The 14391-nt window shown below is 71.6% G+C and carries 8 protein-coding genes; 4 read left to right on the top strand and 4 right to left on the bottom strand.

What is annotated here, in order from left to right; translation table 11 throughout:
* Positions 1 to 315: 315 nt before the first annotated feature.
* Both NR798_RS22440 and NR798_RS22435 read right to left on the bottom strand, forming a co-directional pair.
* Positions 316 to 1653: a DUF418 domain-containing protein gene (locus NR798_RS22440; RefSeq protein WP_375773527.1), complete on the bottom strand. Its 1338-nt coding sequence runs from the start codon at positions 1651 to 1653 to the stop codon at positions 316 to 318.
* Between the two features lie 429 nt (positions 1654 to 2082).
* Positions 2083 to 2700 (bottom strand): peptidylprolyl isomerase, encoded by a 618-nt coding sequence (locus NR798_RS22435; protein ID WP_375773526.1) that lies wholly within the window; start codon positions 2698 to 2700, stop codon positions 2083 to 2085.
* A 173-nt stretch (positions 2701 to 2873) separates the two neighbouring features.
* On the opposite strand from NR798_RS22435, the gene NR798_RS22430 reads away from it, so the two are divergent.
* Entirely contained in the window at positions 2874 to 7013 is a 4140-nt protein-coding gene (locus NR798_RS22430; RefSeq protein WP_375773525.1) for a protein kinase, read from the top strand.
* On the opposite strand, the gene NR798_RS22425 is transcribed toward NR798_RS22430, so the two are convergent.
* Positions 6979 to 10212, bottom strand: coding sequence for a type 2 lanthipeptide synthetase LanM family protein (locus tag NR798_RS22425; RefSeq protein ID WP_375773524.1), 3234 nt, complete (start codon positions 10210 to 10212; stop codon positions 6979 to 6981). The genes NR798_RS22430 and NR798_RS22425 overlap by 35 nt on opposite strands.
* Before the next feature lie 114 nt (positions 10213 to 10326).
* Positions 10327 to 10614: a mersacidin/lichenicidin family type 2 lantibiotic gene (locus tag NR798_RS22420; protein WP_375773523.1), complete on the bottom strand. Its 288-nt coding sequence runs from the start codon at positions 10612 to 10614 to the stop codon at positions 10327 to 10329.
* Positions 10615 to 10984: 370 nt separating this feature from the next.
* Here NR798_RS22420 and NR798_RS22415 point away from each other — a divergent pair, with 370 nt between their 5' ends.
* The 3 genes from NR798_RS22415 (at position 10985) to NR798_RS22405 (ending at position 14383) form a co-directional block, all read left to right on the top strand.
* Positions 10985 to 12079 carry a prenyltransferase/squalene oxidase repeat-containing protein gene (locus NR798_RS22415; protein ID WP_375773522.1) on the top strand — a complete coding sequence of 365 codons (1095 nt, stop codon included), beginning with the start codon at positions 10985 to 10987 and terminating at the stop codon, positions 12077 to 12079.
* A gap of 440 nt (positions 12080 to 12519) precedes the next feature.
* The gene (locus NR798_RS22410) at positions 12520 to 13656 is read left to right on the top strand and encodes a hypothetical protein (protein WP_375773521.1); all 1137 of its coding nucleotides are present in this window, start codon (positions 12520 to 12522) and stop codon (positions 13654 to 13656) included.
* A 106-nt stretch (positions 13657 to 13762) separates the two neighbouring features.
* Complete coding sequence (locus NR798_RS22405) at positions 13763 to 14383, top strand: TIGR02265 family protein (RefSeq protein ID WP_375773520.1); 621 nt, start codon at positions 13763 to 13765, stop codon at positions 14381 to 14383.
* Positions 14384 to 14391 lie beyond the last annotated feature (8 nt).

Below are 14391 nucleotides of genomic sequence, written 5' to 3'. Positions count from 1 at the left end.
GGGAGGAGCCGCCCCAGGCAGCTCCTCCCCGATGAACTTCCCCGTCCTGTCTCAGCCCCGACCGACCCCGACCGACCCGCCCGTCCTGCCCCTACCCCCCCAACCCCAACCGACCCGCCCGTCCCGACCCGCCCGACCCCGACCGACCCGCCCGTCCTGCCCCGACCGCCCCAACCCCCACCGCCCTGCCCCGCTGACTTCTCGTGCAGGAGGTAGAGCATCCCGCGTGCCAGCAGCGCATCCGGGCCAGGGGCGTGTCATTTCAGGGAGTTACCTCGAGGCCGCGCCCAGCACCGGCCCGGGAGCCGGTAAGACTTACGAGGCCTCCGGTGCCGCGGGGGCCACGTGCCCTCCCGCCTGCCCGGGCCGCCGGCGCAGCGGCTGGCGTTCGCCATAGGTCAGGCAGCGCCACACCCACTCGGCGGGACCGAAGCGGAAGCGCGCCAGCCACAGGTGGCTCAGCCAGACCTGGACACAGAAGAGCGAGGACATGAGCAGCAGGCACTCGGTGGGGCTCTGCTTGCCGATGAGGTTGAAGCCATAGCCGTAATAGACGAACTGGCTGATGAGCGTCTGGCACAGGTAGTTCGTCAGCGCCATCTGCCCCGCGGGCGCCAGCACGCCGAGGACTCGCCGCCAGAGAGGCCGCTGGAAGAGGAGCGCGAAGCCGGCCGCGTAGCACGCGGCGGTGCCGATGAGGCCCACCTCCTCCACCCCGGGCTTGAGGATCTCCCAGACCTGCCGCCCGGTACTTCCAGCAGGCGCCGTGCGCGTCAGGTGGCTGAAGAGCAGCTCGGCGCCATTGCCCAACACGCTCGTGACCAGCCCCCAGCCCAGCAGCTTGCGGAAGAACGGCAGGTGGTGCTCCACGTCGTGGAAGAGCCGCCGCCGTCCGGCCAGCAGTCCGAGCAGGAAACGGCCGAGCACCACCAACATCCACGCCACCGTCGTCGTCCGGGTGAAGACCTTCAGCAGGAACTCGATGTTGGCTCGCGCGGTGGTGAGATAGGAGCCGCTCGAGAAGGCCGCCAGCGTCTGGCGTTTGATCTCCGCCACGCGCGCCATGTTCTCCTGGTTCGCGGCGGCGACGACCTCGCGTGAGCTCGCCAGCAGCGGCGTGAGCTTCGTGACGGCGGAGACCACGATGGGCGCCACGAACATGAGCAGGAGACTCCAGACGAGCAGTCTCCGGGCGGGCACCTCGCGCATCAGCAGCAGCACGAAGCCCATCAGCGCATAGGTGGTGAGGATGTCCCCGTACCAGAGCGCGAAGCGGTGGGTGAGGCCGATGAGCAGGAGCACGCCCAGCCGCCGGACATACACCGGGACGATGGAGCTGCCGCGCTCCTCCGCGCGAATCAGCTGGATGGAGAAGCCCAGCCCGAAGAGGAGCGAGAAGAGGAACATGGCCTTGCCGGCCACCAGCTGCTCGAAGAGGAAGGCCGCCACGGCATCCACCCGCGTGGCCTCCAGCGCCCTGGCACTGGCGCGGGGCAGCAGCCCTCGGCCACTCAGGTGCATGTAGGCGTTCGAGACGAAGACGCCCCCGAGGGCGAAGCCGCGCAGGACGTCGAGGAGCACCACCCGCTCGCTGGCGTCCACGGGGCGCGGCGCAGTGCCCGCCTGGGGCACCGGTGAAGACTGGCTGGACATGGCGGCAGCAGACGAAGCCCTCCGCCCATGCGTCAAGCACCCGGCCCACTCCCGCTGCTCGCCAGCGGAGAGAGAGGGCTGACAGGCTCGGAAAAGAACCGGGGAGGAGCCGCCCCCAGGCAGCCCCTCCCCGATGAACTTCCCCGTCCTGTCTCAGCCCCGCCCGACCCCGACCGACCCGCCCGTCCTGCCCCTACCCCCCAACCCCCACCGACCCGCCCGTCCCGCCCAACCCCGACCCGCCCGTCCTGCCCCGACCGCCCCAACCCCCCACCGCCCTGCCCCGCTGACTTCTCGTGCAGGAGGTACAGCATCCCGCGTGCCAGCAGCCCATCCGGGCCAGGTGCGTGTCATTTCAAGGAGTTATCCCGCTGTCGCGAGCGGCCCTGGTCCCGAAGGCAGTAAGAGTTACGAGGCCTCCGGGGGCCGCTACGGCTTGCGCGCGGCGCGTTGGATCTTCACCGGCGGGGTGAGCTTCTGCCCCTCCGCCGACGCCTGCTGGATGGCTCGGACCACGTCCATGCCCTTCACCACCCGGCCGAAGGCCGCGAAGCCCTGGCCATCCGGGTTGCGCTTGCCCCCGAAATCCAGCTCGGGCTGGTCGCCGATGCAGATGAAGAAATCCGACACCGCGGTGTCGGGCGTGTCGCGCGCCATCGAGAGCGTCCCGTCCTTGTGCTTGAGCCCCGTCACACTCGTGCGCTCGAGCGCGATGGGCGCGCGCTGCTCGGACTCGCGGGCGGGGTTGATGCCGCCCTGGATGACCTCGATCTTCACCTTGCTGTTCGGCTGGTTGTCGGGCTTCACCGTGCGGTGGAACACCCCGCCCTCGAAGAAGCCGCCCTCCACGTAGACGAGGAAGTTGCGCACCGTCTGCGGCGCATGGGCCTCATCGAGCTCCATCTCGATCTCCCCCTTCTCCGTCTGGAACACCACCCGCACCGGCCTGGCCGGCTCCGCTTTGGCCGCCTTCTTCGGTGGCGCGGCGGAGGCGGCGGGCGCGAGGGCGAGCAACACGGCGAGGCAGACGGAGGGCATCAGGTTCATGGGCGGCTCCAGGACACGTGAACGCCCGGAGATATCGCATGTCCTGGAAGCGCCTGCCGTGCCCCGTCACAGGCCACCCCCGCCTCCTCTGTCTCCTCCGGAGGCGGCTGGCCCCCGATCAGGCCGGACGAGCGGCTGGTCACACGCCAACCCCCTCGCGACACAGGAGGCTCATGCTGACAGGCAAAGCCGTGGAGTGGGGGGAGGCGCGGATGAGCAACGACGCCAATCAGGAGAGCGAGGGCCTGCCCAGGCAAGCGGAGGGTGACTCCCATCCCTCCGACTTCGAGGATCCAGTGCTGCGGCGGGTGCTCCATGTCGAGCTGCCGCCGCGGTTGCCCGGGCCCGGGGAGCGGTTCGGCGGACCCGAGGGCCGCCGCTACGAGGTGCTCGGGCAGGTGGGCCGTGGCGCGATGGGCCAGGTGTTCCGCGCCCGGGACGAGGTACTGCACCGCACGGTGGCGCTCAAGTTCCTCGCCCCTCGCACGGGGCTCGCCGAGGAAGCTCTGCGCGAGGCACGCGCGGTGGCCCGGTTGGACCATGAGAACATCGTCCGCATCTTCGACGTGTCCGAATGGTGCGGCACTCCCGGAGGCACCTGCGTCCCCTTCCTGGTGATGGAGTACCTGGAGGGCGAGTCGCTCGCGGCGCTGTTGCGGCGGCATCGGCCCGGCCTCAAGCAGGCGCTGGACATCCTGGGCGCGGTGGCCGAGGGGCTCACCCACGCGCACGAGCGCCACCTCATCCACCGCGATCTCAAACCCAGCAACATCTTCCTCACCCGCCAGGGCACGGTGAAGCTGCTCGACTTCGGCCTGTGTCACCGGGTCGCCGCGAGCGGCCCCGATGCGCCGCACCTGCCCACCGCGGGGACTCCGGCGTACATGGCACCCGAGCAATGGCGGGGCGAGCCGCAGGACACGCGCACCGACATCTGGGCGGCCGGGGTGGTGCTCTTCGAGATGCTCGCCGGGACGCTCCCCTTCCCCGCCTCCACGCTGGAGGCGCTGCGAGAGTGGGTGACATCCGCGGATCCCACGCCCCCGGTGCGCGCGTGCCGGCCGGACCTCCCCCCCGAGGTGGAGCCCCTGCTGGCCACGGCGCTGGCCAAGGATCCGGCCCGGCGATTCCCCTCGGCGCGGGAGCTGCGCGAGGAGGTGCGCGAGCTGCAAGGCCGCCTCCTCGAGACCGGACACGAGGCGCCCCACGCCACCGCGCTCCAGCGCCGGCAGGTGACGCTGGTGTCGTGCGTGCTCACGCGGCGCGAGGGGGCTGGAGCGCCGTCCGCCGCCGAGGATCCGGGCGAGTTGGAGGCGGTCTTCCACGAGACGTGCGCGAGAACGATCCGCGCGCACGGAGGCGCCGTCCCCTTGTCCCTGGGAGACGAAGTGCTCGCGTGCTTCGGGAGGTCCCAGGTGCGGGAGGACGACTCGCAGCGGGCGGTGCGCGCGGGGCTGGAGTTGGTGAGGAGCCTCGGCGCGGCGCTCCCCGGCATGGCCGTGAAGGTGGGCATCCACACGGACATGGTGGCGCTGGACGAGCAGGCCCCCGGGCAGCGCGGTGGAGGGCTCGTCATCCGGGGCCAGGCGCCGAAAGTGGCGGCCTGGCTCGCGGGGCAGGCCCGGCCGGGCGAGGTGCTCCTGGGCGAGACGACATGGAAGAGCGTGCGCGAGACGTTCGAGTCCACGGCGCTCGGGCCGCGCACCTTCGAGGGACTGTTGGGGAGCCTGAGCGTGAGCGTCCACCGCGTGTCGCGCGAGCGCGATGAGGCCCGCTTCGAGCGGATGCTCGCCGCCGACGGTGGCCTCACGCCCCTGGTGGGCCGGAGCGCGGAGCTGGGCTGGCTCCTCTCCCTCTGGGAGCAGGCCCAGCGGGGACACGGCGCCTTCGTCCTCGTCAGCGGCGAGGCGGGCATCGGCAAATCACGCCTCATCCGGGAGTTGGGCGAGCGTATCCCCGCGGAGTCGGCCACCCGCATACGCTTCCAATGCTGGTCCCGGCCCGGCACCACCGCCCACCAGCCCCTCCAGAGGCTGCTCGAGGCGTTGTTCCAGCTGCCCCCCGGCGAGGAACCCCGCGCGCGGGTCCCGGAGTGGGTGGAGCGGCTGGCGGCCCTGGGCGCCAGCGAGCAGCAGGTGCGGCTCATTGGCCTGCTCCTCGGCCTGCCCACCGCCCAGGACAGCCCGGTGCACCAGCTCACCCCCGAGCGGCGCAGGGAGAAGGCCTTCGAGGCGCTGGTGGACCTGACGTTGCGCATGGCGCGCCAGCGACCGCTGCTCGTCTTCGTGGCGGATCTGCATTGGGCCGACGCGTCCGTGCTGGAGCTCCTCTCCTGTCTGCTGGAGCGCATCGAACGGGAGCGGGTGCTCGTCGTCTTCAGCACGCGCCCCGAGCTGCGCCTGGGCTGGGCGCGGCGGCCCTGGCTCCACGTCCTCTCCCTGGACCGGCTTCCCGCGGAACAGGCCGCGGCGCTGGTGAGGGAGACGGCCCGCGGCAGGCAGCTTTCCGAGGACACGGTGCAGGCGCTGGTGAAGCGGACGGACGGCATTCCGCTCTTCATCCGGGAGATGACGCGCATGGTGCTGGAGGGAGGCGCGGCGGCGTCCATCCCCGTCACCCTGCACGAGCTGTTGCTGGCGAGGCTCGACATGCTCCCCTCGCGGCAGAAGTCCCTGCTCCAACTGTGCGCGGTGGTGGGGCGGGACGTCACGCGGGAGTTGCTCTCGGCGCTCTCGGATCGCGACGAGGCGGCCCTGCGGCGCGAGCTCGCCGGCCTGGTGGAAGCGGGGTTCCTCCGCGAGGAGGGCACCAGGCCCACGTACCAGTTCCGCTACGCCCTCACCCAGGAGGTGGCCGCGCAGTCGCTGACGCCAGGCGCGCGGCGGCAGCACCACCGGAAGGTCGCGCGCGTGCTGGAGGAGCGGTTCCCCGAGGTGGTGGAGGCACGGCCCGAGGTGCTCGCCTACCACCACGCGGAGGCGGGAGCGCCGGAGTGGGCCCTCCCCTACCAGGTCCGGGCCGGTCAACTGGCCAGCCAGCGCTCGGCCCTCCGGGAAGCGGTGAGCCATTACACGCGGGCCCTGGAGCTGCTGCGGGGCCTGCCTCATGCCGAGCGGCTCGTCCACGAGGAGCTGCGCATCCTGCTGGCCCTGGGGCCTCCCCTGACGCACCTGCGGGGCTACCGCGCGCACGAGGTGGAGCGGACGTATGCCCGGGCCCGCAGGCTGCTGCACCGGGCGGGGGATGCACTGCCGGAGCTCGACCTGTCTCCCTGGGGGCCCTTCACCTATTACCTCGCGCGAGGCGAGTTCCGTCAGGCCCACGAGCTGGCCGGCTTGCTCGTGGAGCTGGGCGAGCGCCATCACGATCGGGTGCTGCTCATCCTGGGCCACCGGATGAGGGCCGCCGGCTTCGTCGCCTGGGGGCGGATGCGCGAGGCCCTGGACTCCCTGGACGGTGCCATGGCCTGCGCCCGCTTCGAGCTCGAGCAGCACCGGCGGATCGCCGTGCGGCACGGGACGGATCCGTGGACGACGGCCCTGGCGTATGCCGCCCTCATCCATTCCGTGCGCGGCCAGCCCGAGGAGGCCCGGAGGTACAGCCGCGGAGCCCTGGAGATGGCCTCGCACATCGGCCATGCCCAGACCACGGCCTACGTGTTGACGTACGTGGCCATGGGCAGTCAGTACCGCAATGAGCCGGAGCCCACCCTCGCGTGGGCCGAGCAACTCCATGCCCTCACCAACGAGCGCAGCTTCTGGATCTGGGGCTCGTGGGCCACCATCCTCGAGGGGTGGGCCCGCGCTCAGCTCGGGCAGCCCCGCGAGGGCCTGGCGCTCATCGCGCGGGAGCTCGCGAGCTGGAAGGAGCGGGGAATCCGCCTCGGGGTGCCCTCCTGTCTGGCCATGCTCGCGGAGATCCACCTGAAGCTGGGACAGCTCGAGGAGGGGCTGGCCGCGGTGCACGAAGCGCGGGCGGAGCAGAACGCCACCGGAGAGCGCACCTACGAGGCCGAGCTGTACCGCGTGGAGGGAGAGCTGCTGCGCGCCACCGGAAGGGAGCGCAAGGCGAAGTCCCGCTTCCTCCACGCCATCGAGACGGCCCACGCGCAGGACGCGGGGCTCTTCGAGCTGCGCGCGACGTCGGGCTTGTGCCGCCTGCTGCGAGACATGGGGCGGCTCGAGCTGGCCCGGCAGGTGCTGCAGCGGGCGCGCACCCGGTTCGGCGAGCACCTCGACTCCCCCGACCACCGCGAGGCCAGCGCGTTGATGAAGGAGCTCATGGAGTACGCCAGCCTGGAAGCGCGAGGGTGAGCACCGAGGGCACCTGCTCCGGAGCCGCGAGCCGCAGCAGCCCGTAGCCGATGCCCGCCAGCCCCATCATCAGGCCGGGCGTCTCGGTGTTCCGGGGCAGCCCGCAGCGCCAGCCCCCTTCCCGCGCCCCCTGGAGGATGCCGGCCGCCTGCTCCAGGGCGAGCCGGCTCCAGCGCGGCTCCTGGAGCACCTCGCCCGCGACGAGCAGCGCCTCCACGTTGCCCAGGTCTCCGTGGCAGAGGCAGTGATTGCCACCAAAGCCCTCGCGCAGCGTCGTCCCGAGCGCCGTCTCCAGCTCGGCGCGGACGTGCGGCCCGTCCAGGTACCGCAACGCCCGCAGCCTCCCGAGCGCGATGCCGGGTGCGCCATGGCACCACGCGGTCACGAACCGGGCCTCCTCGCCAGGGGCGCCCCGCAGATCCTTCCAGTTGCCGCGCTCGGGCACGAAGAGCGAGCGCTCGTAGGCGAGGGCCTCGTGGGCCCGCTCGCCGTAGCGCGCGTCCCCGGTGACGGAGGCCAGCGTCAGCAATGCCAGCGCGAAGCCCGTGGCACCGTGGGAGAAGCCCGCCAGGGGCTGCTCCGCCGCCGGAGTCCTCCAGCCCACGCCACCGCCCGGGCAGGGCATGGCCGTGGCGAGCAGCCGCTCCCCGCAGCGCCTCGCGGCCTCCAGGAAGCGCGCCTCCCCGGTCCTCTCATGCAGCCCGAGCAGCGCCAGCGCGCAGCCCGCGGAGCCGCTGAGCACATCGAGCCGCGTATCGCCGTCGATGAGGGGCTCCAGGGTGGACAGCCCCGCGAGGGCCTCGTCCAGCAGGGCCGGCTCGTTCCACAGCAGGCCCAGGTGGCCGAGCACGTACAGCGCCGAGGAGCGGCCCAGGAAGGCCCCCACCCTGGTGTCATTCGGGCCGGGCAGCTTCCAGGCCCGCCGAACCGGCTCCAGCGCCGCCCGGGCGAGTGCCTCGAAGTCGCCCCGCCCCGTCCGCGCCGCCAGGTGCGCGAAGAAGACGGCCAGCCCCCCCACCCCCTCGTAGAGCTCCGGCCCGAGCGGCGCGAGCGTCCAGCGCCACTGCTTCAGATCCTCGAGGCTCACACCCGGCCAGCACACGTCCGTGCGCCCGTGGATCGCCTTGGCCGCCAGATCCTCCCCGAGCGCCACCGCCGCGGCGAGGCACTGCTCGGGCGTGGCGGGCGCGCGGGGCGCCTCCCGCTGGACTCCGGCCACGGGACCCGCGGCGGTACGGCCCTTGTCGAGGGCCAGCATCGACTTGCGGATGAGGGACACCTGGTGGGCGCAATCCCTCTCCTCCAGCCGGGCCAGCCGCTCCAACACGCCCCCCAGGCTGTCCCGCTCGAAATAGTCGGGGATGCACTCGCCCGTGCTGCTCCACAGGTGGCGCTCGCCGGGACGCGAGGTGAACATCGGAACGTCCCCCAACCGCAGATCCGCGTGCTCATGGGGCACCAGCCGGCGCAGCGCGGGCCAGATGCGCGTCTCGGACCACAGGTTGTCCAGCACCTTGTCCCTCTCCAGGCCGTCGCGCAGGAAGTCGGGGTGATGGCTCTCCTCCAGCAGCAGCCCGTAGCGCTGGGTGGCGCGCGCGATGTGCCGCACCTCCACGTTCGCGAACGAGCGGATCCGCGGCTCGAGCGCCTCGCGCTCCCGCATGAGCAGCCGGTACGTCTCCTCGAAGCCCTGGACGATGTCCTCGGTGAAGCCGGTGGCCTCCACCGGCTGGCCCTGGAGCCGGGGACGGTTGTGGGAGCCCTCCAGGGGGCTCTGACGGCGGACGATGCGCATGGTGTCGTGGAACGCGTCCTCCACGGCCGGCAGCGCCTGGGACGAGACCTGTCCCGGCTCTCCCCCCAGCCCGCTCATGTCGACGCCCCCGCCCCCACCTGGCCCTCCCATGACGAGCTGGGGCAACAGGCCCACGGACAGCACCGAGCGCCCGAGCAGCATCGCCGTCCGCTCGTAGGCCGAGTCCCCCACCGGAATGGGCGCGCGCTGGTGGAAGAGCGCCTCCAGGTCCACGAGCACGGGGTACTCGCCCGCGGCGATGAGGTTCTCCAGGTGGAAGTCCACGGCCGCCAGCACCTGCAACAGGGCCAGCGAGCTGCCCTGCCGCCAGTAGAAGCGCTGGAGGGCTTCGCGCGAGTCACAGCCCGCGGCGTCCACGTGCTCGACCCAGCCGTGGGTGCCGCGATCCAGCACCTGGAGGATGCGATGGGGATGACGCAGGCCGCGCGCGTTCAACTCCTGGAGCAGCTGCTGGAAACGGACGTCCACCCCGAGCGGCTTCGGCTTGTAGACGAGCCGCAGGCCAGAGCCGAACCGGACGAGGGCCACGCCATGGCCCTGCCGGTGGAGATCCGAGATGCCGGTCTTCACCTGCACGAGAGGACCGACGTCCCGGCCATCGAGGAAGACCTCGCCGAGCATGAAGCGATCCGCGGTGAGGTGCTCCACCAACTCCAGGCTGACGGAGCTCCAGCGCTCCAGGGTGATGGCCAGCAGCCGGGCGAGGACCGGGTAGCGATCGAGCACCTCCTGGACGGCTCCCGGCTCCCGGAGCGAGACCGTCGAGAAATGGTGGAACCGGGCCTGGGGCGTATCGCCGGGCAGCTGCTCCATCAGCCGCGCCACGTTGAGCTCCAGGATGAGGACGCGGGAGGCGATGCCATGGAGCCGGAACGCCAGGCTCTCCAGCAGCTCGGTCTCGGCCTCGGGGCTCAGCGGGGACTGGCGCCACCCACCGCGTGCTTGGAGCCCGGCCACTCCCGCCCGGAGCCGTGCGGCGCCGAGCCGCAGGAAGGGCTGGAGAAACCCGGAGAACACCAGGCCGGGCTGGTCCGGCCCCTCGGGGGCCCGGAGGCTGGGGGGCAGTGGCTCTCCGGCGTACCGCGAGCCGAGCACCTCCTGGATGAGGGCCACCCACGCGCTGTCTCCCTCCACCTCCCCCTCGTCATGCCCGGCGCGCGTCAGGATGTGCAGGAACGAGGCACGGTCCAACCCGATGCTCCTCAGCCGTTCCTCCAGGAGCGGCTCGTCCCCGGACATGAGCTGGCGCCAGGCCTTCGCACGGCGCTCGGCGGCCTGGAGGGACGCACCCTCCGCGGGAGCGGGTGGACATCCTCCCGCGGCCGCTCGCTCGTGGAGGAACGCCGCCTTCTTCCAGGGGAACGCGGGGGCACTGACGGACATGGCTCTTCCTTGGGCTGACGCGGGCACCCGGAGTGAGTCGGCTCACGGCCTGCGTGACACGGCGCCGGGGGAATCGGGTGCCTGCCCCCCGGCCTGCCGCATCACCGGGACGCGTTACCGCCCCAACACGACGTTGACCTGGAGGACCGTCTGCTCCCGGATGGTGGTGATCGTGTGCGTCTTGGTGAACGTGGTCCTCGTGGTGAGCGGCTCCGAGCAGATGCACGTGAGGTCCACGTCGAACGCCAACACCCCCCCCACGGCCGAGGCGAGATCGCCCTCGTCGAGATCCGTGATGGACTGCCCCGCCGGACATTCGGGCAAGGCGGCCCGCTCCTCGGACGTGAGGCTCTCGCGGAACTCGGGATCCCTCCACGCCCGGATGATCGTTTCCTTCTTCATGACCCTGTCTCCTGTTCATTGGCCTCAGCGCAGAGGCCACCCAGATGGAGGGGTCTTGCCGCGGTTGTGACACGGCGCGGCACCGTCGTCCCACTCCACCTGGAGGCAGATAGGAGTTGTCGTTGCCGGTAGACGAGCCGGGCCTGGTACTCGCGCTCCTCGTGCGGGAGGGTCTCCGTGACGCCCGGCCAGCCTGCTCGTCACGGACGGCCGGAAACAGCGGAGCCGAGATTCCCGGGAACTCCACCATCCCGCTGAAGCCTCTCTCGCGTTGAGAGGAATCATCGCGGTCCAGCGCAATCCCAAACAAGGAGGAGCGCCCCCGGGAGATGGGCGATATGCACACGAAAACCCAGACACAGGGGGACCGATGCAGGCAATCCCGAGACACGAGGACACGCTGGAGAACGCCGTCACCGAGGCCCTCGCGCGGGCCGTGCGCTTCCTGGAGGGCGCGCGGACGGCGGATGGACGCTGGCTGGATTTCCGCTTCCGTTTCGTGGTGGGAGACCGGGACGTCATCAGCTCCCAATGGGTGACAGCGTATGTCGGCGAGGCGCTGGCCCGCGCGGGGGCGGAGCCGGCCAGGCTGGCGCGCTCGCGGGACTGGCTGGTGAGTCATGTCCACCCCGGGGGTGGGTGGGGTTTCAGCCTGGCGACGCCCGCGGACGCGGACTCCACCGCCAACGTGGTGCGCTTCCTCTCCCATTGGAGGAGCGAGCCCGGCTGGGACGCGGCGCTCGGGGAGGCGTGCGCGCAACTGCTGCGCTACTGGGACGGGCCCGGGAGCGGCTTCCGCACCTACCGCCCCGCCGAGCGGCCCTCGCTGAAGGGCTGGGCCAGCTACCCGGGCAGCAGCTGGTGCGACGTCCACCTGTGCGTCACCGCGCTGGCGGGAGAGGCGCTGCACGCCGCGGGAGACCCGCGCCACCGCCCCGTGCTCGAGGCCTGCGCCCGCCTGTTGCGCGACAGCCAGTCGCCCGAGGGCTTCTGGGAGGGCTATTGGTGGCACGGCCGGACCTACACCACCGCGCACGCGGCGCGGCTGCTCTCGCTCCTCGGAGGAGATCCCGAGCCGGTGGCGCGCGCCGCCCGCTGGCTGCTGGGGGCGCGGCAACCCGGTGGGGGGTGGGGCAACGGCACGGGCAGCGAGGCCGCCGCGTTCCACACCGCGCTCGCCCTGCCAGTGCTGCTGCTCGACGGAGGCGGCCCACGCCACGGCGCCGCGCTCGAGGCCGGACTGCACTGGCTGCTGCGGGCGCAGCAACCCGATGGAGGCTGGGCCCCCGTCCCCATCATGCGGATGCCCCGCCCCGAGGTGCATGCGCCCTGGGAGGATCCCGAGGGGTGCCTGCTCCTGCCCGTGCTGACGGATCGCAACCGGCTCTTCACCACCGCCACCGTGGTGTCAGCCCTGGTGGACTTTCTCGCCGCCTCGCGCTCCGGCTGGCGCGGCAATCCTTGACATCGCGCCTCCCCCGTCTTTCCCGTTCGCACGCCCGTGGATCTTTCACACCCAATCAAATACATCCAAACCATCTCGCCGATTGATTTGACTTCAGAAATGCCATTCTCTATCTTTCCAATCGCTGACGACGACGGGGATGACCCGCCGCCGGAAGCCCCCGGCTGGACGATGAGTCTGGATTGGGGTTTCACACCAAAGGGAGGGCAATGCCATGATGAACGACACCATCGCCGAGCAGAATGCCAACCTCACCGAGCTCAACGACGAGACGCTGGATGATCTCATCTCCGGCGGCGCGCAGGAGCTGAGCAACACGCAGGCCTGGGAGTAGTCCACCCCAGGAACGCCAGACCTGCTGAAGCCACGGACGGGTGCATCCGGAGCACCCGTCCGTTGTCTTTTCTGGAGAGTCTTTGATTGCCGTGAGGGGAGCCACGATGGCCGCCGCGCTGAATGAGTACCTTCGACTCGCCGAACCCCACCTGTCGCCCCGGCTCATCTCCCCCACGGCCTTGGCGGACATCGAGCGGATCGCCCGCCTGCTGCCGCCCGTCTCGGCCTCCGGCTTCGAGTGCCGGCTGGGCCGGGCGGAGGCCCAGGCGGACTTCGGCGTCCGCTTGCTCGCCACGGATGGCAGCCGCGCCGTGCTCGCGGGCCGGGCCGAGGCCGGCTCCGCCCTGCCCTCCTCGCTCTTCACCCATCCCGTCTGGGAGCGGCTGCGCCGCTTCGGCGCGCGCTGGGACACCCCGGGGACGCTGCTGGCGGAGGAGATCGGCGACGTCTTCCTGGAGTTCGACGTCGAGGGGCCACCGCCTCCGGTGCCCATCCCCTCCTTCTTCATCGAGTACGACAAGCGGGCCTGGCGCCGCCTGGAGGCGCTGGAGGAGTCGCTGGCGCTGCTGTGGGGCGAGCCGCTCGCGCCCGCCGTCCGGGAGCGGGTGGTGGCGTGTCTGGCGGCCCTGCCCTCCGCGGGCTACGTCTCCGCCGCGGGCGCCATGTTCTCCCGCCGCTTCGACGGCGTGCGGCTGTGCCTCCAGGGCCTGGGGCCCGCCACCCTGCCCGGCTACCTGGCCCGCGTTGGCTGGCCGGGAGACACCTCGGAGGTGGAGGCGCTGCTCGCCCCGGTGGCCGGCCGGGTGGAGCGCCTGGCGCTGAGCCTCGACGTGGGGCCCGCCGTGCTGCCCAAGCTGGGGCTGGAGTGTCACCTCGCCGACAGCCTGCACGAGGCCGACTCCGAGCGGTGGGCGTCGCTGCTGGACGTGCTCGTGAAGCGGGGCCTGTGCCTGCCCCCCAAGCGGGACGCGCTCGTGGACTGGTTGGGGCACACCCACCTGCGCTCCCGTCCCGAGGCCCTCCCCGGCAACCTGCGGGCGCTCTCCACCTCGCTCGGCCCCAAGGCCCTCCCCGTCTTCCTGCGGCGCCTCAACCACCTCAAGCTCGTCCTCCAGCCCGGCCAGCCCCCCGAGGCCAAGGCCTACCTCGTGCTGCTGCAACGCTGGCTGGGCCATGACGGGCGGCGTCAGCGCTACGTCTTCGGGGACCTCGAGGAGGTCCGCGACGCCGTCCTCGGTTGAGCCCCAACCCTCCGTGGCACGGGCCTCGTACCCGGGGGGCGTGGCCAGGAGCATTCCAGACGGGCTACAGTCTTCCAGCCGGACAATAGACGGGAGACGGCTTCGGATGATCGATGCTCAGACCTCGGCCAGGCCTGACTCAGGCCTCGGCACGGAGCTGGAGCTGGAGCGGCGACTGGCCCTGACCACTCCCGTGGACACCGTGCGGGGGATGTCCTTCCACACCACGCTGGACGTGCTCCGCGCGGACCTGGGAGAGGAAGCGCTGGCGCGGTGCCTCGAGCCGCTCAAGGAGAAGAGCTACAAGAGCTTCTTCACCTACCCCGTCAGCGAGTACCTCCGGCTGCAGTACAGCGCGGCGTGGCTGCTGAGCGAGAAGCACGGGGGCTTCGACAACGCGGTCCGGCGCATCGGGGCGGGGATTGCGCCCGGGTTCCTGGGCTCCGTGGTGGGCAAGGCCTTCATGCTGCTGACGAAGGAAGGGCCCCGGCAGCTGCTCAACAACATGCCGGTGGCCTACCGGGCGGCGTCGAGCTTCGGCGAGGCGACGGTGCACTGGACGGGGCCGAGGAGCGGCGTGCTCACCACCCGGCGGGACTTCCTGCTCTACATGAACCACGAGGGCGGGCTGCTGGGCCTGTTCCGCACGCTGGGAATCCAGGACGGGCGCGTGTCCGGACGGCAGCTCGGCCCGTTGGACAACGAGGTGGAGTTCTCCTGGAGTTGAGGCCGGGC

The organism is Archangium gephyra, assembly GCF_042230915.1.
GTDB lineage: Bacteria > Myxococcota > Myxococcia > Myxococcales > Myxococcaceae > Archangium > Archangium gephyra_B.
This window is presented reverse-complemented; position numbering and strand designations above follow the sequence as displayed.